Below are 21835 nucleotides of genomic sequence, written 5' to 3'. Positions count from 1 at the left end.
CCCGTATGAATCCACAGGTTTGTGTCCATTTTCATGCCATCATGAAACCAATTCGTTATATGTAATCACTAAGAAGTTAGCTTTTGAGAATTTGTCAATACGTTAAAAAGCGCTTATTTAACTGTACCCGTTTCTCGATCTGAAAGTAGGCTGAACCCGTTGTCAACCGAAGAAGCGGAGGCAGAAGCGGCGAATGAAGCGAACAGACAGGCAGCGAGGAATAACATGCTTTTTCTTTTCATAGATAAACCTCATTTCATATAAGATGGTTATACTTATCCAGTGTAATCCAGATTGGGGTATTTTGGAAAGTGAAAATTTATGATTCATCGAACTCCGCCTGGTAATGAAAAGTTAATCCACTCCATTGTGCATTTTATAAGTGCCGGTATTCATGGTACACTCATACTTGCTATATCATTTTGGATGGAGGCGGAGGCGCAAATGAAAGAAATACATGAGTTAACATCCATGGACATGGTTAATTCGTTTATCGAGCAGCACGAAATGAGTTTTCTATACGTCTCCAGGCAGGAATGCAGTGTGTGTCATGCCTTACTGCCCAAGATCAGAGAATTGCTCCTGCCTTATCCTTCGATTGCTCTGGGACACATCGATGCGAATCAGGTGGAAGAGGTGGCATCGAAGTTCCTCATTTTCACCGTTCCGATTATGCTTGTTCTGGTGGAGCAGAAAGAAGTTGTTCGGGCAGATCGGTTTGTTCGTCTGGATCGTTTGGCAGAACAATTGGAGCAGATTTACAGCTCATACGCATAAAAAAAGCATAAAGCTTCAGTGTAAAAAAATTAAAGTGTTGTGCTGAAAGCGGTTTTATGCTAATTTAACAATATAAAAACGTTTTTATAGTAAAGGACTAATCATTATGGCTAAGATTACGATCAAAGATGTTGCAAGGGAAGCAGGCGTTTCCATATCCACCGTTTCCAACGCTCTGAATGGTGTGGACGTGCTTAATCCGGAGACCAAGTCTCATGTGCTGAAGGTGGCTGAGCGGTTAAATTACGTTCCCAATCTGAATGGCAAGTTGTTAAAATCCGGACAAACCAAAATGCTGGGCTTCTTCACGACCAGTGTATCAGGCCCGTATTTTTACAAACTGGTTGAGTCCATGTCGCGCGAGTGTGACCGTCTCGGATATGGGCTGAATGTATTTGTCACCAAGGATAAGCAGGTCATCATGAGCAATATCATGGGGCGCCGCGTGGATGGTGTCATTATTTATGAAGAGCTGCGAATTGATGAGCAGGATATTCTGTCCATGCAAAAAGACAAGATCAAGGCAGTCTTCCTGGACCGTGTCTATCAGAGTGAAACGATGGGAAGCGTCATATTCGACTCGTATGTGGCAGCTTACGAAGCAACGAAGTACCTGATCTCACTTGGACACAAGAAGATTGCTTACATCTCCGGTGTGGATACGATGTTTGACAGCGTGCAGCGTAGGGACGGGTATCTGGCAGCTTTGCGTGAATACCAGCTTCCGGTGGATGATGATTATATCATTCAGGGTTATTTTGAGGAAGAGAGCACGTACAGTGCCATTAAGTCCTTTTTGCACCTGCATCCAGGCAAGCGTCCCGATGCATTTCTCGCGGGGAATGACCTGAGTGCGGTTGGCTGCATTCATGCATTAAAATCCGAGGGGTATGAGGTTCCTCAAGATGTAAGTGTGGTGGGTTTTGACGATATTGATATCGCTCCGTATTTTTCACCGCCGCTCACGACGGTAAGGAATCAGATTGCAAGGCAAGGAATACTGGCCATTAACCAATTGGTTGGCATGATCAAGAAGAAAGAGCAAGGTGCAGCTCAAAAATTATCGGGTGAACTAATCGTCAGGGGTTCAAGCCACGTAAAGATCGGCCGGAATGATATCGAAGCATAGTTGTGTAGGATCAGTTCGGTCTTTTTTTAAATGATGGAAGCAGAATAAGGGGGTTTTTATGCACAAAAATAAAAACGTTTTTATAAGTATGGAAAGTCAGAGGGGAGCTATGGAACGTGAGTAAATTAGCTGTTGAGAAGGCAGCCGGGAATACGCAGATTGGGTCGGGTCCTAAACAAAAAAAGCCGCTAGGGCAGCGAGTTAGAGAGTTCGTCATCGACTATCGCAGACAGTGGGAAATTCAGTCCATGATTATACCGGGCATTATCTTTATGATCATTTTTTGTTACATTCCGATTTATGGTCTAACGATTGCATTCAAGAATTACACGGTCATTGATACGCTCGCTACCGCACCGTGGGTAGGCTTGGAGAATTTCAGAATTATCCTGTCGGATAAATATTTCTGGGACGCGGTTGTGAATACGCTGGGCATCAGTTTTCTCAAATTGGGGATCGGCTTCGTCATTCCCATTATTCTTGCAATCATGATCTACGAGCTGAACAGCGGACGGTTCAAGAAATTTGTGCAAACGGTTTCATATTTGCCGCACTTTTTGTCCTGGATCGTACTTGGCGGCATGCTCATCACCTGGTTCTCTACGACGGGGCTATTCAATCAGATCCTGCTCAGTCTGGGCTTGATCTCGCAGCCGCAAAACATCCTGCTGGATGCCGGAAAGTACTGGTGGATTGCTACGTTATCGGATATATGGAAAGAGGCTGGCTGGGGGACCATCTTGTACCTGGCCATCATGTCGAAGATTGACCCCACGTACTATGAAGCTGCCAAAATTGATGGTGCTAGTAGGCTTAGACAGATCTGGAACATCACGCTTCCGAACATGAGATCCATCATTAGCTTGAATCTGATTTTAACGGTAAGCGGTTTACTTGGCTCCAACCTGGATCAGACACTGGTTCTGATGAACTCGCAAAACCGTGAAAAAGCAGAAGTCATCAACTCTTATGTATATCGTATGGGGATGTCTCAGGGTGACTTTTCGTATGCGACTGCGGTTGGACTCGGTGTCTCGATTGTGTCCGTCATTTTGCTGGTTACCGCAAACAAGATCACGAGCAAGCTGAACGATAATCAATCTGTGCTGTAGAAGGAGGCGTAACACGTGAATGGAAAGGTGGCAAAAGAAGATCTCGATAGCCGGATCTTTGATACGCTGAATATTATTTTGCTGGTCATATGTACCATTGTTATTGTGGTCCCGCTCTGGAATGTGGTCATCTCTTCCTTTAGTTCCGGCAAGGCGCTGGCGGAAGGCGGGTTCATCTTCTGGTCGCCGGAGTTCTCGCTGGAGAACTACCGCGCTGTATTTAATGATTCGAGTATTTGGCAAGCCTTCTTCATCTCGGTTTCCAAAACGACAATTGGAGTGGTTACTCACGTATTTTTCTGTGCCATGGTGGGTTACGGCCTGAGCAAAAAATACATACGGGGCCGGAAGCTATATGTTGCCATGGGTGTTATCACGATGTTCTTCTCGGGCGGGATGATTCCAACATACCTATTGATCAAATCACTCGGCCTGCTCAACAGCTTCTGGGTATATATCATTCCGGCGCTGTTCAGCTTCTATGATGTCGTCATTCTGATGAACTTCTTCCGGAACGTCCCGGATTCTCTGGAGGAGTCAGCCAAAATCGATGGCGCTGGAGACTGGCATATCTTCCTCAAAATCTTCATCCCGCTCTCCATGCCGGCCATGGCTACCATTGCGCTGTTCAATGGAGTGGGGCAATGGAATGACTTTATGACAACCAAGTTGTACATTACGGATCAGTCATTATATCCACTTCAGATGATGTTATATGAAATTATTGTGCAATCCCAGACGCAATCCATGCAAAATATCGGAGGCTCTGCGGTCATTGAAACAACGACCAAAGGTGTGCAGCTCGCCACGATCGTCATTACCACTTTGCCAATCGTGCTGATCTATCCCATCCTTCAGAGATATTTTATATCAGGAATGATGCTGGGTGCTGTCAAAGAGTAGTGCCAATTCAAGTTGGATCTATAAAGGTTTTTGAATGCCTGTCCAGGTATTCACCACATTCTGAGGAGGAATCCCTATGTTGAACATGAAGAAGGCCATCGGTCAAACGGGTGTTAAACTGAGTGCTGCCCTGCTGACAGCAGTAGTATTGGTTACAGGATGCGGAGGAGGAGCAGGTGGCACCGGTGAGGGGAACTGGATTTCCATTGAAGACCGATACACGGTTGATCCGGAGACTCCTGCATGGCAGCTGGACAAAAAAGAAGAGGTAACGGATCTAACCTGGTACGTTAACGCGGACTGGTGGAATACCGATTTTGGCAAAGACATCGTCACGAAGAAAATCAAAGAGGACCTGAACATCAACATCAAATTCATTACAGGGGATGACACGAAACTAAATACCTTTTTTGCCGGTGGGGAGATGCCCGACCTGCTCACCGTATTCGATTCGAACTCTCCTGTCGTGCAAAAGGCTGCAACTTGGGCACTGCCGCTGAATGATCTGGCTGAGAAATACGATCCGTATTTCAACAAGGTGGCTGCGGCAGATACCCTTAACTGGTTCCAGCTGGCTGATGGCAAGACCTACGGATATCCGAACTATTCCAATACACAAGCCGATTATGATAGCGGTAACATTCCGGCCAAAACTGCATTTATCATCCGCAAGGATGTCTATGAGGCACTGGGAAGTCCAGTTATTGGAACACCGGAAGAATTCCAGAGCGTAATGAAGCAGATCAAAGAAAAGTTTCCAACGTTGATCCCATTCGGATTTAACGCCATTGGAGAGGGTACAGGTTCGCTCGGAGATACGCTGCAGGATTTCATCGGTGTACCTCTGGAGAGCGAGAACGGCGAATTCTACGATCGTAATCTGGATGAAGACTATCTCGCTTGGTTGAAAACACTGAACACCGTATACAGAGATGGCAATATCAGTGATGACAGTTTTGCAGATGACGGTACGGCGTTCGAGGAAAAAGTGAAATCGGGAAAATATGCAACGATGCTGCTGGACGGCACACCACAGCAAGGAGGCAATCTTCAAATTTATATGAGTGCTAACCCTGGCAAGGAGTATATTGCAATTGACGGTCCACAGAGTACCAAAGGCCATGCCCCAACGTTGAATCAATCCGGCATAACGGGCTGGATGATCAACTTTATTTCCAAGGACAGCAAGGATCCGGCCAAAGCCATTCAGATCTTCACGTATCTGCTCAGTGAGGAAGGCCAGACACTGATGAACTATGGTATCGAAGGTGAAACCTACCAGACCCAAGCGGACGGTACGGTTGAATTGCTGCCAGCCGTGAAGGATCTGCAGCTCAACAATGCAGATAAGTTCAAAAAGGATTATCGCATGGGTGAATTCATGTTCTTCGGTCACGATCGTCATAAAGCGTTAAGTGCGGATGCTTTTCCTGAGTCGATTAAACAAATGCAGGAATGGGGCAAAGGCAAGCTGAAACCTCATTTTATTCAGGAGAATATCAATCCGGATCAAGGAACACAGGAAGCACGAGCCTTGTCTGCCATCAACACCAAATGGAATTCGACACTGGTAAGTATGGTTCGAGCGAAGGATGATGCTGCATTTGATGGTGCACTTGCCGCTTACAAGTCATTCTTGGATGAAAATCGCTGGGATGAGATCGTGAAGGTCCGCAGTGAGAAGATGAAACAGAATAAAGAGAAATTAGGCATCCAATAAAAGAAAACCGGAGGGGATCAGATGAGCCAATTTACGATCTATCGATCAACAGGAGAACATGAACTATTTAAGTCTGTATCAGAGGAACAATTGAAATCGCTTCAGTCGGACCGGGAGCCAATTGAAATCAGGCTGGATGATCAGCATACTTTTCAGGAGATGGATGGTTTCGGAGCTTCATTTACCGATTCGTCAGCGTATCTGATTCATCAGATATTGAGTGAAGAACAGAGGGAAGAGCTAATGATCAGGCTATTTCACCCGCGGGATGGCATCGGCTTGTCGGTTATTCGCAATCCAATGGGCGCATCCGATTATGCCAGAACGGTATACAGCTATAATGATCTGCCTGAAGGGGACACTGATTTGTCTCTCGCCCGTTTCAGTATTGCGCATGATGAGGAGGATGTAATCCCCTTAACCCGGAAAGCGCTCGAATTAAATCCGGATCTGAAGCTGTTTCTTTCGCCCTGGAGTGCTCCGGGTTGGATGAAAACAAGCGGGTCCATGATTACGGGACAACTGAAGCATGAGTATTATCCGGTGTACGCCGAATATTTTGCCCAAACTATCAAAGCATACGCGAAACATGGACTGCCAGTCCATGCAGTGACACCGCAGAATGAGGCATTGTATGAACCGGGCCATTATCCAGGCATGCTGATGCCTGCGGAAGCACAGGCGGATTTTATCAAGAATCATCTGAAACCTACCTTTGTCAGCCAAGGTATTCAGACCAAGATTCTCTGCTATGATCACAACTGGGATGAACCGGGTTATCCACTTACCGTGCTGGAACAGGCGGGAGAGGATGTGGATGGCGTGGCTTGGCACTGGTATGGGGGCGAAGCATCGGCACAAACAAAGGTGTATCAAGCATTCAGCGGAAAGGAAGTACATTTTACAGAAGGATCAGGAGGAGATTGGATTCCTCCCTTTGAGCAGGCTTTTTCCAATGTCATGCGAACAGGAATTCAGATTCTTCGGAACTACAGCAAGTCTATGGTGCTCTGGAATATGGCACTTGATGAGAACAACGGGCCAACGGTGCCTGGGTTCGGTCGCAGTACTTGTCGCGGCATCGTGCAGGTAAATCAGCAAACGGGTGAGCTTATGTATACACTCGATTACTATGCACTGGCACATTTTAGCGCATTCATTCGCCCAAAGGCCGTTCGTATTGAATCTACTTCCAGTCATGCCTCCATACCCAACGTGGCCTTCAGCAACAGGGACGGTTCCATTGCCGTAGTTCTATTCAATGATGGGGAAGAGTCTGGTAATATCCGGCTGAAGCTTCGTGATGAGGAACTGTTAAGCATATCCATGGAATCCAAAAGTGCACTGACCATTTTGATTCCCAGTCGATAATTAGTATTCAAAAAAAGCCGATCCGCAGTGTGAATCATCCCTGCAGATCGGCTTTTGCACGCTTTGCATGAATTACAACATCTGAATTACAACATCTGAATAGCAAGATTGGGTGTTCCTCCGCTATCGTCGATAAACAACACATATTGGTTACCGCTCGTTCCTGTCAGAACAAGGCCCGGTTGGTTCAAGACACCTGGATTGTAGTATAACAACTGCTGCACTGCTGGCAAGACAGCAGGAAGCGTTGGCTGATTAAGCGCCATGATCTGGGTGGCGGCTTTTACACTGTCCCCTGCATCGATAACTCCGCCGACTCCGAGATTGCTTGTAAGTGAACCACTGCCGTTAATTTGAAGATGGCCGGCAATGGTCTGGTTTCCGTTCACTTGCAGGTCAAGGTCGATCGTTTCATTACCATTCACATGCAGATCCTGATTAATGGTCTGGTTTCCCGTAACGAGGACGCTATCAAATGTTGGCAAACATATCAACTCCTATCTGGTCTTGATATATTCTATGAGGACAAGAACCGGATGGACACGGGGTTCTGGCACATTTATGAGGAGATTTCCCAATCACTCCTGGTTGAATACCTAAAAATACGACTCTAGAAACCTAGCCAGTCTTCCGTGCATATTGTAGGCAGTGAGCGTCAATCCGCTTGAGACGGGAGGGATCGGTCATCACTAAAAAGAAACGGCTGCAAGTCAAATCTCAAAAAAACAAGCTGATTGCAGAGCAACCCAACCGAATGTTGGTAAGACAGTTGAATGCCACTTTGAATCGGAAACTGAAGTCAATTCAGCATCATCTGACCGCCCAACAGGCGGATCTGCAGCAGTATTTAATGAAAACTCTACAGGATGTCATTCATCCACCCAAGGAAGTTCCTCAGGATGTCGTCTACAAACAATTGAATGTTCTCTTCATTACGCCTTGTAATGATCGAGCATCCTCTTCCATTTCCATTCTCGTGGAACAGAGTTTGAGGCATCTGGTGAAAAGTATATATGAAATTAAGGCGATTCAGCCTGTTGGACCTTATTTGGAACGTTCCAAAACGGACTTGGTTCTCGTACTGGGCGGGGAAGAGGGAGAGATTCTGCCAGAGGAGAGCATGGAAGCCTTAAGGACTTCAACGGTCAAAAAGGCTTTATGGTTAACCGACCTATCCGGTGTGAAGCATTCGGAAGCATTCATTTCCATATTTGACTATGTGTTTACACAGAAAGCGGAGAACATTCCAACCTATGGACGCATGAGTAATGCACGATGTTATGAGGTTCCTTTTCCGCCAAATCCTAACGTATATTACCCGCAGTCTGTACTCAAGCAAGATGAGTCGGATGTCTATATCATTGGAGATGCTCAGCCGGGCAGCAGCCTTGTTGATTTGGCGAATCATGCGTTGTTATCCGGTAAAGTGGTTCGAGTGGAGGGGGAAGGGTGGAAGCGATTCGGTTCGTTTATTCCCGTGCATGCTCAGGAGGATCGGGCTGCGTTATACAATGGCAGCAAAATGGTTATTCAGGACAACTCTTCGGTTAGAAGCGTGTTGGAGGTAGCCGCTTGCGGCACGTTTCAGCTAAATTCGATATTGACCAATAGGAATCTGGATACGGACGTGTTCCAAAGCTATAACTCGCAGGAGGAGCTTACCCAGAAGTTTGACTTCTACTGGAACCGGGTGGATCAGCGAAGACTGGCGGCTTCCAGGGCAATGGCTTATGTCAAATACAATCATTCCTATCTTCAGAGTAGCCTGCAGCTTCTGGACCGAATCTTCCGATAAATCCGGCTGACGTATGGAGGAATCCCGATTGAAACTTATTGCGTTGCATTTACCTCAATTTCATCGTATTGCCGAGAATGACAGGTGGTGGGGAGAAGGTTTCACCGAATGGACCAATGTGAAAAAGTCCATTCCCTTATACTCAGGGCATGTTCAGCCAAGGAAACCATTACAAGAGAATTACTATGATCTGACCGACCCTGCAGTGCGCAAATGGCAGGCAGATACAGCTAGGAATCACGGGATATACGGATTTTGTTACTATCACTATTGGTTTAAGGGCAAGCGTCTGCTCGAAAAGCCGTTTGATGAGATTATACAAACCGGAGAACCTGATTTTCCATTTTGCCTGTCGTGGGCAAATGAAACCTGGACACGTAAATGGGATGGTCAGGAATCGGACGTTCTCATTTCACAGGACTATGGGGACGAGAACGACTGGAAGGAACATTTCGAATATTTGGTGAGGGCATTTAAAGACAAACGGTATATCCGGGTGGACGGCAAGCCCATGTTCCTTATTTATCGGCCTGCCAGCATCCCCCGTTGTGAGGATATGATTCGGTACTGGCGCAAGCTCGCAGTGAAGCACGGGCTTGAGGGTATTCATTTTGTTGAAACGATAGGCGGTTTCCCGACTTACAACAGTCAGGTGTTTGACGCAAGCATGGAATTTGAGCCGCATTATACCTTTGCCCATGGTCACACAAACGAAATTTGGATCGAGCTGAATATCGGCAGTCACAAGCATATTGTGGTGAACTACGATAAAGTATGGTCTGCCATTCTGGAAAGATCACCGCATCGAAACGGAGAGATCATCTACCCTGGTGCTTTTGTAAATTGGGATAATACACCTCGTCGGGGCATGGACGGGCAGAGTACCATCGGCTCGACTCCGGAGAAATTTGGGGTATATCTGTCAAGGCAGCTGGAACGGAGCCGTCATGGGTACAAGAGTGAATTCCTGTTCGTCAATGCCTGGAACGAGTGGGCGGAAGGGGCATACCTTGAACCGGATGAAGTGTACGGATATGCCTATTTGAAAGAAATCAAGAAACTCATCCAATCAAGGAGTCATTGAAATTCATACCACGCTGTTGTAACTCACGGGGTTCCTTAGTCAGGGAACTCCTTTTGATGCTCAGGAACAGGGATACATAACCAGTATTATGTTACCAATCGTGTCGTTTGTTTGCGGAATTCAGTCGGGGTTAACCCGGTATGTTTCTTGAACAGCCTCGAAAAATAATACAAATCCCGAAATCCGAGATGTTCAGCGATCATGGTAATGGTGTTCGGCGTACAGCTGAGCAGCTCCTTGGCTTTGTCCACTTTTTTACCCGTAATGTAGTGAATGGGCGGTATGCCAACCTGCTGCTTGAAAAAGCGAATGAAATAGTTGGGATGCATATAAGCGATCTGCGCCAGATCCTGAACGGTAATATTTTCTTCAATATGGGCATCGATATAGGCAAGTATGGCAGACATTTTCTCCATGACGGGTATATTCAGATACGTGATCTGTTCCAGATCCAGATTCATCAGATAGTGGGATATCAGCTCCATCAGTTTGCTTTTGGCCATCATGTGAGCATATACCTCACCGGATCTCGCATACAGAAGAATTTGATTGAAGATTTCATTGACCAATTCAGGGCGTTCTATAGTACAAAAGTGAGGGAACTTCAAAATTTGAAATAAATTAATTCCCCCGACCTTAGCGCTGAAATGACACCAATACTTCAGAAAAGGCTGATCGCTAATGACTGAATAGGATTGAGTGACCCCCTCAGGCATCAAAAAAAGCTGTCCAGGTACAGGATAATACTCCTGATCCCCAATCTTCAACCATCCTTCTCCTTCGCTGATCCAATAAAATTTGCTGTAGTCGGGGGTGTAATCCAGATCACGCCAGTCGGCATCACACCGATTATAGTTGACCATGAACAGTTCCACCTGCAGGTTGGACAGGTAGTTCGTAAGCAACGTCTGATGATTCATGAGCGTATCTCCTTACAAGGTTATTATTGTGCATCCAAAAGTTAGTGTTCTGCATGTCTATCCCTTCATCCTACCGCTACAATACAAGGGAACAGGATAACGAAAGGGATGAGAACAGATGATGGAGCATACCGAATATTTGCAAAAGATTGAAGCCACCATTGCTGAAGGGCGATTCAAGGATAACTGGAAGTCACTCCGTGCGTATCAGGTCCCGGATTGGTACAGGAATGCCAAGTTCGGCATTTTCATTCACTGGGGACTGTATTCCATTCCGGCTTATGATAGTGAGTGGTACTCACGTAATATGTATATCCAGGGTTCCCAAGCCCATGAACACCATCTTGAAGTATATGGGCACCCGAAGGATTTTGGATATAAGGATTTCATTCCCATGTTCCGTGCGGAAAAGTTCGATGCTGACGAATGGGCCACACTATTCAAAAAGGCTGGAGCCAGATACGTGATGCCTGTCGCTGAGCACCATGACGGATTTCAAATGTATAAAAGCTCCATTTCCCACTATAACACAGTTGAAATGGGACCCAAACGCGATCTTCTGGGGGAGATGAAGACCGCTTATGAGAAGCAAGACCTTACATTGTGCGTCTCCTCGCACCGGGCAGAGCACTGGTTCTTCATGTCCCACGGGAAGGAATTTGAATCGGATATCCAGGAGCCCCTTAGTCGCGGAGATTTTTACTGGCCTGCCATGCCTGAGCCGGACCATCATGATCTGTATGGCTCACCTCCTTCCAAGGAATTTCTGGAAGACTGGCTGGTTCGCTGCTGTGAGCTGGTTGATCAATATCAGCCGCGAGTCTTTTATTTTGATTGGTGGATTCAGAATGCAGCCTTCAAGCCCTATCTGAAAAAATTCAGCGCGTATTACTATAACAAAGGAGAAGAGTGGGGAATTCCTGTAGTCATTAACTACAAACATGATGCGTTTGTGTTGGGCTGTGCCGTTCCCGACGTGGAACGAGGGCAGTTTGCCGACCTTAAGCCCTACTACTGGCAAACCGATACGGCCGTCGCCAAAAACTCCTGGTGCTACACGGAAAATAATAACTACAAAACAGCGAATGAAATCATCAGGGATCTGGTCGACATTGTGAGCAAAAACGGCAATCTGCTTCTCAATGTTGGACCCAAAGCGGATGGCAGCATACCGGAGGAAGACCGGGATATTCTGTTAGCCATAGGTGAGTGGCTCGGAGTGAACGGAGAGGCGATCTATGATACTTCCTTCTGGCGTACTTACGGCGAAGGTCCGACAGAAGTGAAGGAAGGCCAATTCACAGACGGAGATACCAAGATGTTTACCAGTGAAGATATTCGTTTTACAGTAAAAGACAGCAGTCTCTACGCCACGGTTCTTGTCTATCCGGACAACGGAGAGGTTCGTATTCGATCCTTGAAAGAGAATTCACATCACTTCCAAGGAATAATCAAAAGCATTGAGATTTTGGGATTTGATGAACGCCCTCAATGGGTAAGAACAGCAGATGCGCTGACGATCACAACAACAAATGTGAAGAGCGAATCGCCTGTCGTATTCAAGATTGAAATGGACTAAGTGAAGGATGGAGCCGGCAGCATTGTCGGTTCTTTTTGTTATTCATGGTTGTGACGAGGGTGTGCTATGCATTTCAGTTGTCTCTTACACAGCAAGTCTTAGTCATAAAGACATGATTTCAATCTATGGCGACACCAATGGTGCGCAATTATGAAAAAACGATTTCAAGTTAAGAGAGACATCAGACATATAAAAGCATTAAAAAGTCTTATTTTCTATATTTTTCTAGAAAAGTGCTTGTACATATCAAATGGTGACGATATACTATTCCATAAAAATCCAGTTAAATTGCAATTTGGTTATTACATGTAATTTAAAGAGATTCCTACATCACTCGAACAAATCGCAAATGAACGTTTCATTCACTCCCTGGCAAGCTTTCTGCTAACGCTCGTGATTACCCTCCTATATGAATGCTTATCGACATTCACTCTCATGTTTGGGCCTATCATTCTTCCATTTCTAAACTTCCAAGACTTACAATCTGCTGCTACCGTTTCATATCGCCTGTGTAACCAGACCTTTAAAGGAGGTGAGGCTCTATGTAATGATTCGGGCGTCTATTGGTGTCCTCAAAAGGCTGTAATTCCATTTTGATTTTAATTGAGAAGGGCTTAAGCATCAAAATAATCCAAAAACCGGGTAAAAGGAGTGGAAAAGTTTGATTAAGAGTAATCGGTTACGCAAGCCCATCTCCATGGGCCTCTCGCTTCTCCTTGCATTTTCGATTGTACATCCGGTTTCAGCTGAAAACTCCACATCACAAAAAATCGACATGAAATCAAGCCTGGCCAAGGTCTCGACATCCAAAGTCAACGCGAAATTGACCAAACAGTTTGAGGATAGCGACTATGTCACCTATCTCGTGAAAATGAAGGAGCAGGTCGACACGTCAGCGGTCTCGAAACAGGCCATGGAAAAGGCGACGATTGAGAAACAGACGGCTTCAGCGACCAAGCTGTCCGTACGCAATTCGGTTGTCAGCTCTCTCCGGGAAACGGCTTCGCGGACGCAGTACACGCTCGAAAGCTATCTCGAGAAAGAAATTGACAAAGGAAATGTCAAAGAATATAAAAGCTATTTTATCGTCAATTCACTCGCCGTAACGAGTACCAAGGAAGTCATGGAACAGATTGCTCTGCTGCCTGAAGTGGAGAAAGTTCTCCCTAACGAAACGCGTTACTTGCAAAAAGCTGAGGTGAACAAAGAAAAGGCAAGTGCGGCTCCGGCTGCAGATCCTGCAAAAACACCGGTCAAGGAAGATGCAGCAACTTCCAAGGACTCGGAAGCTGCATCAAAGGATAATCTGGCAACAGAAAATGTCGAATGGAATATCGATTATATCAATGCACCCGCAGTTTGGGAGAGAGGAATCGATGGAACAGGCATCGTCGTTGCCAACTTGGATAGTGGGGTTGATTACAATCATCCAGCTCTTCGCAGCAAATGGAGAGGACTCGATGCCTCAGGCAATATCGTCGATCCAGAGCTCAGCTGGTATGATCCACATAGTAACGCTTCCCTGCCCGCCGATGAGGATGGGCATGGTACACATACGATGGGGACAATGGTAGGTTCAGAAGAAGATGGAAGCAATCAGATCGGGGTTGCTCCAGGTGCAAAATGGATCGGTGTACGGATATTTAATCCGGAGACCACGGATGCCATTATCCTGGATGGTGGACAGTGGCTGATCGCACCCGTGGATGCCGAAGGCAACCTTCACCCTGAACTCGCCCCGGATGTGGTTAACAACTCCTGGGGTGGCGGTGCAGGACTGGACGAGTGGTTCCGACCTATGGTACAAGCCTGGCGGGATGCACAGATTTTCCCCGAGTTTTCTGCCGGTAATGTGAGACTGACGAATCCTGGTGGCCCGGGTTCGGTCGCGAACCCAGCCAATTATCCTGAAAGCTTCGCCACAGGCGCTACGGATATAAACGGTAATTTGGCTTCCTTCTCACTCCTTGGTCCATCTCCATATGACGAGATTAAGCCGGAAGTTTCGGCACCAGGGGTCAATATCCGTTCCTCTGTTCCAGGTGGAGTATATGAGGGAGGCTGGGACGGAACATCCATGGCCGGCCCGCATACCACAGCACTTGCAGCACTACTGCTTCAGGCCAATCATTCCCTGACTGTAGATCAGCTGGAACAGATCATTATGGATACAGCAACTCCGAGAACGGATAGTCAATATCCAACATCGCCAAACAATGGCTATGGTCATGGCATTATTAATGCGCTGGATGCTGTTGGTTCTGTACTTGAAGGGATTGGAACAGTGTCGGGACGAGTGGTTACCGCAGGTGATGATCTGGAAGAACCGGTACTCCAGCATACACCTGTGAATTCAGCTTTTACCGGACTCGATATTCCGCTGACGGCTCATGTAACGGACAATGTGGGAGTGGTCTCCGTAGAGGCTTTTGCCAAAACGACGGGAACAAGCCAGTATGTCTATCTGCCGATGAACCGCATAGCGGGGGACAGTAAGGATGGAACCTATTCCACTTCCATTCCAGCATTCTTGATCGAACCTGAAGGTGTGGAATATTATATCCGGGTTAACGATTACGGCAACAACGGATTTGACAGCCAGGTGTACAAAGTGGCTGTATCCAATGGGGTCCAGCCTGGATATGTTCAGGATTTTGAAGAAGATCAGTTGGGCTTCACAACCGGAGGTATAGGAAGCACATGGGTTTGGGGTGCACCAATCAGCGGACCTGGCAGTGCAGCCTCCGGCGAAAAGGTCATTGCCACCAACCTGGAGGGTACTTATGCAGCAAATAGCAACGCCTATCTGGTCGCACCACCTATAGATCTAACCGAAAGTCCTGAAGGGGCTTTACTCTCGTTCAAACACTGGTTTGATCTGGAGAGCAATATTGACTTCGGTAAGGTATACATCGCGACGGAAGACAGTGACTATGTATTTGAAGAACTATTAAGCTTTACGGGCACAGGCGGTGATTGGAAAACCCAGTATGTGGACCTGCGTGAATATGCAGGACAACAGGTGTTCATCCAGTTTAATCTGACCAGTGACAACACTGTACAGAAGGCAGGCTGGTATATCGATGACTTCTCTGTACAATCACCAGATGATATCGCTCCGGGTGCACCTGTAGAGCTGAGCGCTACAGCTGACGTTCTGGGTAATGTGGCGTTATCCTGGAATGGACCTGACGATGAGGATCTGGAGTCTTATGTTGTGTATCGTTCGACAACTTCGGGTGCCGAATACGAGGCGATCGGAAATACAAGAGCGACAACATTTACAGATACAGCTACAGTAACGGATGCAACGTACTATTACACCGTTGCGGCTCTGGATTATAGCGGCAATGAGAGTGAAAAGTCGAATGAGGTATCCATCTCTGTTGAGGTGCCGGAGGACATTTACGTCGACCAATTTGACGGTAGTGACGATAATGGCTGGACCCATTCTGGAACGAAGGATGAATGGGAACGCGGGGTTCCAGTTAATGGACCAGCGAGTGCTGTTTCTCCGCCAAATGTCTGGGCAACTGATCTGGACAGTACGTATGAGAATGGTTCAAACTATTCACTGGTTTCACCCGTTGTGGATTTGACGGATACCAATGATGCTACCCTGACATTCAACCACTGGTATGAAATTGAGGGCGGATATGATTTTGGCTATGTGGAAGCTTCATCTGATGGTGGAAGCACCTGGTCAGAGCTGGGCAAGTTCTCTCACAATTCTAATGGCAAGCAATGGACACCGGTCTTTTATGACCTGAGTTCGCTGACTGGAAACGAAGTTCAATTCCGATTCCGCCTGACCTCAGATAGCAGTGTGGTCAAGACCGGTTGGTATATTGACGATTTCCGCATCTTGAGCATTGCTCCAGAGACGGTTACACAGGATAGTTCGGTAGTGCTCAGCAGTGACAAGCCAAAACCGGAATATGACAACTCCTGGTACAAGGTTACACGAACCGATAAGGCAGAATTCAATCAATCCAAGCAGCAGCAGCCTGAGGCTGAGAAACCGGAAACAGGCTCCGTTAATCCACAAAGCCTGCCTGCAAGTGCAACGGTTACGGTCATTGAAACCGGACGTTCGGTGAAAACTGATCCATCCACAGGGAAGTACAGCTTCACTCATGTGGCGGGTGATTATACATTGAAAGCGGAGGCTTATGGTTATTATCCGCGTACACAAGCAGTAACCATTACCGACGGTAGTGGTGCAAAAGCCAATTTCAATCTGGAAGCTATACCTCATGGTACGATTGAAGGTATCGTTACCGACGAGCGGACAGGCGAACCGGTGGCCGATGCTTCCGTTCTGGTACTGGAAGATGCCCAGGTAGGCGAGGTTCGTACCGGGTCGGACGGCAGTTTCGTACTGGATGTGCTGGAAGGAAGTTATACCGTCTCCGTCAGAGCTGCAGATTATTACAGTAAAACCGTTAATGTGACGGTACCAGGGAATGGTGCTGCGGATGCAAGTGTGGCATTGAAGCCGTTTATTGGTTTCCCTGGAGAGATCGCATATGATGACGGTACAGCGGAGAATGCAAGAGCATTTGTAGCCGCAGATAATGCCTGGGCAGTCCGGATGACACCTGAGCAAGCAACCGCGCAAGTAACAGGCGCATCGTTCCGGTTCTGGAACTCAGAGTGGCCTGTGCCTGGTGGAACCGCATTCCAATATGCTGTCTATGATGCTTCCGGAGCGAATGGAGCACCGGGGCGTTTGCTGGCAGGACCGTTTGAGGGAACAGCACTGCGCAACGATCAGTGGACCAGCGTTGAATTCCCAGAACCGGTCATCACAAGCGGAGATTTCTATATCGTGTATGTACAATCGGTTGCAGGAACAAGTGCTCCGGGACTCGCTACCGATGAGAACGGAACCAATGCCGGACGAAGCTGGCAGCGCGTAAGCGGCGTATGGGACACAGCCCCTGCAGAAGAAGGTAACTATATGATTCGGGCGGTGGTAAGATACCCGGTAAACGCACCAGTACTTACGGCACCAAGCAATACCTATTCCAATAAAACGACATTCACCGTATCAGGTACTTCTCCGGCGAATGGAGCTCAGATCAAAATTTACAATGGCAAAGATGTATCAGGGACAACAACGGTAACTAACGGAACGTTCAAGTTTGACGCCAAACTTCGTTCAGGAGTCAATGCCTTTACTGCAGAGGCAATCATTGATGGTAAAGTAACGGATCGCTCACTTCCCGTTGTCATTATCCAGGATCTGACGCCGCCGCAATTAACTCTTCTTACGCCTGAGGAAGGAAGCCGAACCAACGCTGAAGTGGTGCATGTTACAGGCAGCGCAGTGGATCAATTCCTCAACAAGGTTACGGTAAACGGCGAGACAGTCAAGTTGGAGAGAGACCGAAGCTTCAGTCATCGTATTCTCGTCAATGAAGGCGAAAACACGGTTACAGTCATTGCGACGGACGTCGCGGGCAATAAAACAACGGTAACCCGTAAAGTCTACGTGGAAACAACGCTGCCGGAGTTGACCAATATTGCACCTGCCGAAGATGTGCGAATTGCGTCCGGAGAAACCGTAACGGTCTCCTTCGACAGTGCTCCAGGTCTGCAGGCTTCATTCCGAATCCAGCTGCCGCTGAATCTGAATGCGGAAGGCGGATCGGAGATTCCACTGGTGGAGACAGAGCCCGGTCATTATACGGGCACATATACTACACCTTCCTCGTTAGTCCTTGAGGGTGGAGTCATTGTTATTCGCGTTCAGGATGCAGCGGGCAACAAAATCGAGACCGAAGCACCAGGCCGGTTATACGTAACTGCCGGGGAAGAGAACACTCCGGAACCTGAACCAGCACCAGAATCAGAACCTGAGTCACCGACCGAAGCTAATTTGCTTCCTTAAATCTCGAATAATATCATGAGTCACAGTCTGTTATTTGATCAAGACCAGGTGCCGTGCATATGCATGAGCACCTGGTTTTTTAAATTTCCATGGCAAGTCTTGTAATCCAAACATTACGGCTTCTAGCACGCAATATCGTGGAGGGACTGCCTTCCTGTATTGTTGAGATCGGAATGTCGATTCCTAATAGTATGTCGTAATTTTATATATTTGTTGTCGCTTGTTTCTATTAAAATGAAACGAAGTCTGTGATAACTTATATTTAAATGTCAGGATATTATATACTAGGAGGTAAGACATCGTGACCATTCGAATTGGTAAAATAAGCTTGTGGCATGTGCATGCATGGGATTATATCAAGCAAGTCCAGGAACATGAGGACACTGAAATTGCAGCCGTATGGGATGACAATGTTCAGCGCGGGCAGGAAGCTGCCGAACGACTGAATGTACCCTACTTTGCATCTCTTGAAGAGATGCTGGGACAGAAAGATATCGACGCCGTGATTGTGGATGCACCTACTCGTGACCACCAGGACGTTATCACCGCTGCTGCAAGAGCAGGTAAACATATTTTTACGGAAAAAGTCATTGCTTCAACGGTAAAAGAAGTGAATGCCATCCTGGCTGAAGTCGGTGAGCAGGGAGTCAAGATGACCGTATCCTTACCTCGCTTAAATGATGGATATACGCTAACCATTCAGGATGTGCTCCAGCAAGGTTTGCTCGGAAAAGTGACTTATGTCCGGGTTCGCCTGTCTCATAACGGAGCGATTGCCGACTGGCTGCCTCAGCACTTTTATAACTTGGAGGAATGTCAGGGAGGTGCTATGATTGATCTGGGATGCCATCCGATGTATCTAACCAGACTCTTTCTGGGCCAGGAAGTGACAGGTGTGAGTGCCAATTTCGGCTATGTCACAGGCAAAGAGGTAGAAGATAATGCCGTTGCAACCCTATTTACGGATTCTGGAGCGATCGGCGTGGTTGAGGCCGGTTTCGTGAACAGTCACTCTCCATTTACCATTGAGGTTCATGGAACGGAAGGGACCTTGTTGTATGGTACACCTGACGACAGGCTGCTGATCCGGAGCAATGCGGGTACAGAGGCGATTAAGGAGTGGACTGAGCTTCCGTTGCTGGAAAAAAGAGAAAGCGCATTCAATCAGTGGGTTTCCCATATTCAGCATGATTCCTTGGCTGCTGAGAATCTGCAGATTGCCGCCGAGCTGACACGCCTGATGGAAGCTGCCAACACCTCTGCCAAGGAAGGACGCAGGATCTCCCTCAGTGATTTGCAAGGTTAGGCTGGTTGGGGAGGTACGATATTGAACCGATATCCTTTTGAAAAAATGCTTGAACGACAGGATCTCCTCGAGCGTTTGGACATAACCATTGCTTGGGGACATTACGAAATACGGGTTTTACGATTTCACTTGACGTCATTTCCGGCAGGTCGAATCGTTGATTTTCATAACCATGCGGAATTTGAATTTCATTTTATACCGCGGGGCAAGGGGAAAGTTATTCTGGGAGACCAGATGCATTCCTTGTCCGAAGGCATGCTTTATTTGACCGGGCCTGGCGTCGTTCACTATCAGGAGGCCGATGCCGAAGAGGACATGGATGAACTATGTCTTCATGTGGATATTGTCGAGCAGCCCAGAGAGGATGTAGATCCTTGGGAAGCCGCAGAATCCGAGGAGACGATCGCCAAGCTCAAGGCGCTGCCCCTCGTTCCGGTGCATGATTATCACCGGGCCATGAACTGTTTTTTGGAAGCGTATGAAGCATGTGATCGTAAACTGATCGGGTATTACACATCCATTAAACAGCTTGTGATCAGCATTCTGCTGAGAACCGTTCGTGCCCATGATAACGGCGAAATCCGGGTTGAAGCACCGGAGCGGGATATGTCCATGTACAGGTATGAATATGCTGTGCAGTATATGGAGGCCAATTATTCCAATGTCGTCACACTGGAACATGTGGCAGAGAAGCTACATATCAGCACCAGACAACTGCAGCGGATATTTTATCAGGTGCAGCCAGGCATGCCGTTCAGCCGTGTGCTGGAAGATATTCGCCTTGGCGCGGTGTGCCGCAATCTGGAGGAGAGCAACGGATCGATTGAACAGATTGCACTTGTCTCCGGTTTTACCAATGCCAACTATTTGCATGCCGTCTTCCGCAAGCGCCTAGGGATGACCCCGTCTGCTTTTCGGAAGATGAAACAAACCAAATCAAAAGTGAGGGTGAATGGATATGAGTAAAGTGTATCGGATTGGAATTGTTGGATGTGGCGGGATTGCGAATGGCAAGCATCTGCCGAGTTTGAGCAAGCTCGATAATGTTGAACTGGTTGCATTCTGTGATATTGTTCCTGAACGGGCTGAGGAAGCCAAAGAGAAATATGGCAGTGCCGAAGCCGAAGTATATACGGATTATCAGGAGCTGCTGAAGGATGAAACGATTGACATCGTTCACGTACTCACCCCTAATATTTCGCATGCCGAAATCTCCATTGCAGCACTTGAAGCCGGCAAACACGTCATGTGTGAAAAACCGATGGCGAAGACATCCGCCGAAGCACAGAGCATGCTTGAAGCAGCTGAACGCACAGGCAAAAAGCTGACCATTGGATACAATAACCGCTTCAGAGAAGACAGCTTGTACCTGAAGAAGATGTGCGAAGCAGGCGAGCTGGGATCGATCTATTTTGCCAAGGCACATGCGATTCGCAGAAGAGCCGTACCGACGTGGGGTGTTTTCCTCGATGAAGAAAAACAAGGCGGCGGACCACTGATCGATATCGGTACACACGCACTGGACCTGACACTCTGGATGATGGACAATTACAAACCCAAAGTGGTTCTGGGCACAACGTATCATGAGCTCTCCCAAAAGGAAAATGCAGCAAATGCATGGGGCCCGTGGGATCCGAAGAAATTCTCGGTTGAGGATTCGGCCTTCGGCATGATCGTAATGGAAAATGGTGCGACCATCATGCTGGAATCCAGCTGGGCGCTGAATTCGCTGGATGTGGATGAAGCAAAATGCAGTCTTAGCGGAACGGAAGCCGGAGCCGACATGAAGAATGGCCTGCGCATTAACGGCGAGAAATTCAGCCGTCTCTATACGAATGAGATCTCGCTTAGTGCAGACGGCGTAGCGTTCTACGACGGGAAGTCGGAAAGTGCGCCGGATGTGGAGATGAGAAAATGGATTGAAGCTATCGATAAGGATCAAGAGCCTGTAGTTACTCCTAAACAAGCTCTGGTTGTATCGCAAATTCTTGAAGCTCTCTATGAATCTGCCCGCACGGGAAAAGCGGTGTACTTGAACGAGCAAAACTAATTCTTTCGAAGCAACACCAATTAAACGATGAGAAGACGCTGCTGTTATTTTGCAGCGTCTTTTTCGTTATTAAGTTAAGCATTTTCGTCGGATTAAAAAATATTTGTGATATTTTGAAAAAAAATGATTGCATATCTGTTTACTCGGAATTATATTATGAATAAGAGTTTAATGGTATAAGGTTTAGACATTA

16 protein-coding genes are annotated in these 21835 nt (G+C 47.1%); 13 read left to right on the top strand and 3 right to left on the bottom strand.

Annotated features, from left to right (window positions below; genetic code table 11):
• Positions 1-113 precede the first annotated feature (113 nt).
• Positions 114-242, bottom strand: a complete 129-nt coding sequence (locus PIL01S_RS30005) for a hypothetical protein (RefSeq protein WP_281280758.1) — start codon at positions 240-242, stop codon at positions 114-116.
• A gap of 202 nt (positions 243-444) precedes the next feature.
• On the opposite strand from PIL01S_RS30005, the gene PIL01S_RS01505 reads away from it, so the two are divergent.
• From PIL01S_RS01505 to PIL01S_RS01480, 6 genes are all read left to right on the top strand, one after another.
• Entirely contained in the window at positions 445-777 is a 333-nt protein-coding gene (locus PIL01S_RS01505) for a thioredoxin family protein (RefSeq protein WP_127535952.1), read from the top strand.
• 106 nt (positions 778-883) lie between these two features.
• The gene (locus PIL01S_RS01500) at positions 884-1906 is read left to right on the top strand and encodes a LacI family DNA-binding transcriptional regulator (RefSeq protein ID WP_127535951.1); all 1023 of its coding nucleotides are present in this window, start codon (positions 884-886) and stop codon (positions 1904-1906) included.
• 116 nt (positions 1907-2022) lie between these two features.
• Complete coding sequence (locus PIL01S_RS01495; protein ID WP_246058061.1) at positions 2023-3018, top strand: ABC transporter permease; 996 nt, start codon at positions 2023-2025, stop codon at positions 3016-3018.
• Positions 3019-3033: 15 nt separating this feature from the next.
• Complete coding sequence (locus PIL01S_RS01490) at positions 3034-3921, top strand: carbohydrate ABC transporter permease (RefSeq protein ID WP_127535950.1); 888 nt, start codon at positions 3034-3036, stop codon at positions 3919-3921.
• 76 nt (positions 3922-3997) lie between these two features.
• Complete coding sequence (locus PIL01S_RS01485; protein ID WP_174818654.1) at positions 3998-5641, top strand: type 2 periplasmic-binding domain-containing protein; 1644 nt, start codon at positions 3998-4000, stop codon at positions 5639-5641.
• A gap of 21 nt (positions 5642-5662) precedes the next feature.
• Positions 5663-7012 (top strand): glycoside hydrolase family 30 protein, encoded by a 1350-nt coding sequence (locus tag PIL01S_RS01480; RefSeq protein WP_127535949.1) that lies wholly within the window; start codon positions 5663-5665, stop codon positions 7010-7012.
• Between the two features lie 86 nt (positions 7013-7098).
• Here the strand turns inward: PIL01S_RS01480 and PIL01S_RS01475 are convergent, their stop codons facing one another.
• Positions 7099-7497 carry a hypothetical protein gene (locus PIL01S_RS01475; RefSeq protein WP_127535948.1) on the bottom strand — a complete coding sequence of 133 codons (399 nt, stop codon included), beginning with the start codon at positions 7495-7497 and terminating at the stop codon, positions 7099-7101.
• Between the two features lie 179 nt (positions 7498-7676).
• Here PIL01S_RS01475 and PIL01S_RS01470 point away from each other — a divergent pair, with 179 nt between their 5' ends.
• Together PIL01S_RS01470 and PIL01S_RS01465 are read left to right on the top strand one after the other, a co-directional pair.
• On the top strand, positions 7677-8807 hold the full coding sequence (locus PIL01S_RS01470; protein ID WP_127535947.1) for a glycosyltransferase family protein: 1131 nt from the start codon (positions 7677-7679) through the stop codon (positions 8805-8807).
• A gap of 28 nt (positions 8808-8835) precedes the next feature.
• Positions 8836-9891, top strand: coding sequence for a glycosyltransferase WbsX family protein (locus tag PIL01S_RS01465; RefSeq protein WP_127535946.1), 1056 nt, complete (start codon positions 8836-8838; stop codon positions 9889-9891).
• 86 nt (positions 9892-9977) lie between these two features.
• Here PIL01S_RS01465 and PIL01S_RS01460 read toward each other — a convergent pair whose 3' ends face one another.
• Positions 9978-10811, bottom strand: coding sequence for an AraC family transcriptional regulator (locus PIL01S_RS01460; RefSeq protein WP_127535945.1), 834 nt, complete (start codon positions 10809-10811; stop codon positions 9978-9980).
• A gap of 118 nt (positions 10812-10929) precedes the next feature.
• On the opposite strand from PIL01S_RS01460, the gene PIL01S_RS01455 reads away from it, so the two are divergent.
• From PIL01S_RS01455 to PIL01S_RS01435, 5 genes are all read left to right on the top strand, one after another.
• Positions 10930-12390 carry an alpha-L-fucosidase gene (locus tag PIL01S_RS01455; protein WP_246058060.1) on the top strand — a complete coding sequence of 487 codons (1461 nt, stop codon included), beginning with the start codon at positions 10930-10932 and terminating at the stop codon, positions 12388-12390.
• A gap of 661 nt (positions 12391-13051) precedes the next feature.
• Positions 13052-18286 carry a S8 family peptidase gene (locus PIL01S_RS01450; protein WP_127535944.1) on the top strand — a complete coding sequence of 1745 codons (5235 nt, stop codon included), beginning with the start codon at positions 13052-13054 and terminating at the stop codon, positions 18284-18286.
• A 301-nt stretch (positions 18287-18587) separates the two neighbouring features.
• Entirely contained in the window at positions 18588-19592 is a 1005-nt protein-coding gene (locus tag PIL01S_RS01445) for a Gfo/Idh/MocA family protein (protein ID WP_127535943.1), read from the top strand.
• A 21-nt stretch (positions 19593-19613) separates the two neighbouring features.
• Positions 19614-20558 (top strand): AraC family transcriptional regulator, encoded by a 945-nt coding sequence (locus PIL01S_RS01440; protein WP_246058059.1) that lies wholly within the window; start codon positions 19614-19616, stop codon positions 20556-20558.
• Entirely contained in the window at positions 20551-21642 is a 1092-nt protein-coding gene (locus PIL01S_RS01435) for a Gfo/Idh/MocA family protein (RefSeq protein WP_127535941.1), read from the top strand. Before PIL01S_RS01440 ends, PIL01S_RS01435 begins: the two co-directional genes overlap by 8 nt.
• The last annotated feature ends 193 nt before the right edge of the window (positions 21643-21835 follow it).

Origin of the sequence: Paenibacillus illinoisensis NBRC 15959, assembly GCF_004000925.1 — a bacterium.
Lineage (GTDB): Bacteria > Bacillota > Bacilli > Paenibacillales > Paenibacillaceae > Paenibacillus > Paenibacillus illinoisensis.
Note: the sequence above shows the minus strand (reverse complement) of the source record. Positions and strands in the feature narration are given on the sequence as shown.

Bases quoted from the DNA above. Each gene is read 5' to 3' on its own strand.
- PIL01S_RS01480 (WP_127535949.1), top strand. From the start codon at position 5,663: ATGAGCCAATTTACGATCTATCGATCAACAGGAGAACATGAACTATTT.
- PIL01S_RS01505 (WP_127535952.1), top strand. From the start codon at position 445: ATGAAAGAAATACATGAGTTAACATCCATGGACATGGTTAATTCGTTT.
- PIL01S_RS01455 (WP_246058060.1), top strand. From the start codon at position 10,930: ATGATGGAGCATACCGAATATTTGCAAAAGATTGAAGCCACCATTGCT.
- PIL01S_RS01460 (WP_127535945.1), bottom strand. From the start codon at position 10,811: ATGAATCATCAGACGTTGCTTACGAACTACCTGTCCAACCTGCAGGTG.
- PIL01S_RS01435 (WP_127535941.1), top strand. From the start codon at position 20,551: ATGAGTAAAGTGTATCGGATTGGAATTGTTGGATGTGGCGGGATTGCG.
- PIL01S_RS01500 (WP_127535951.1), top strand. From the start codon at position 884: ATGGCTAAGATTACGATCAAAGATGTTGCAAGGGAAGCAGGCGTTTCC.
- PIL01S_RS30005 (WP_281280758.1), bottom strand. From the start codon at position 242: ATGAAAAGAAAAAGCATGTTATTCCTCGCTGCCTGTCTGTTCGCTTCA.
- PIL01S_RS01485 (WP_174818654.1), top strand. From the start codon at position 3,998: ATGTTGAACATGAAGAAGGCCATCGGTCAAACGGGTGTTAAACTGAGT.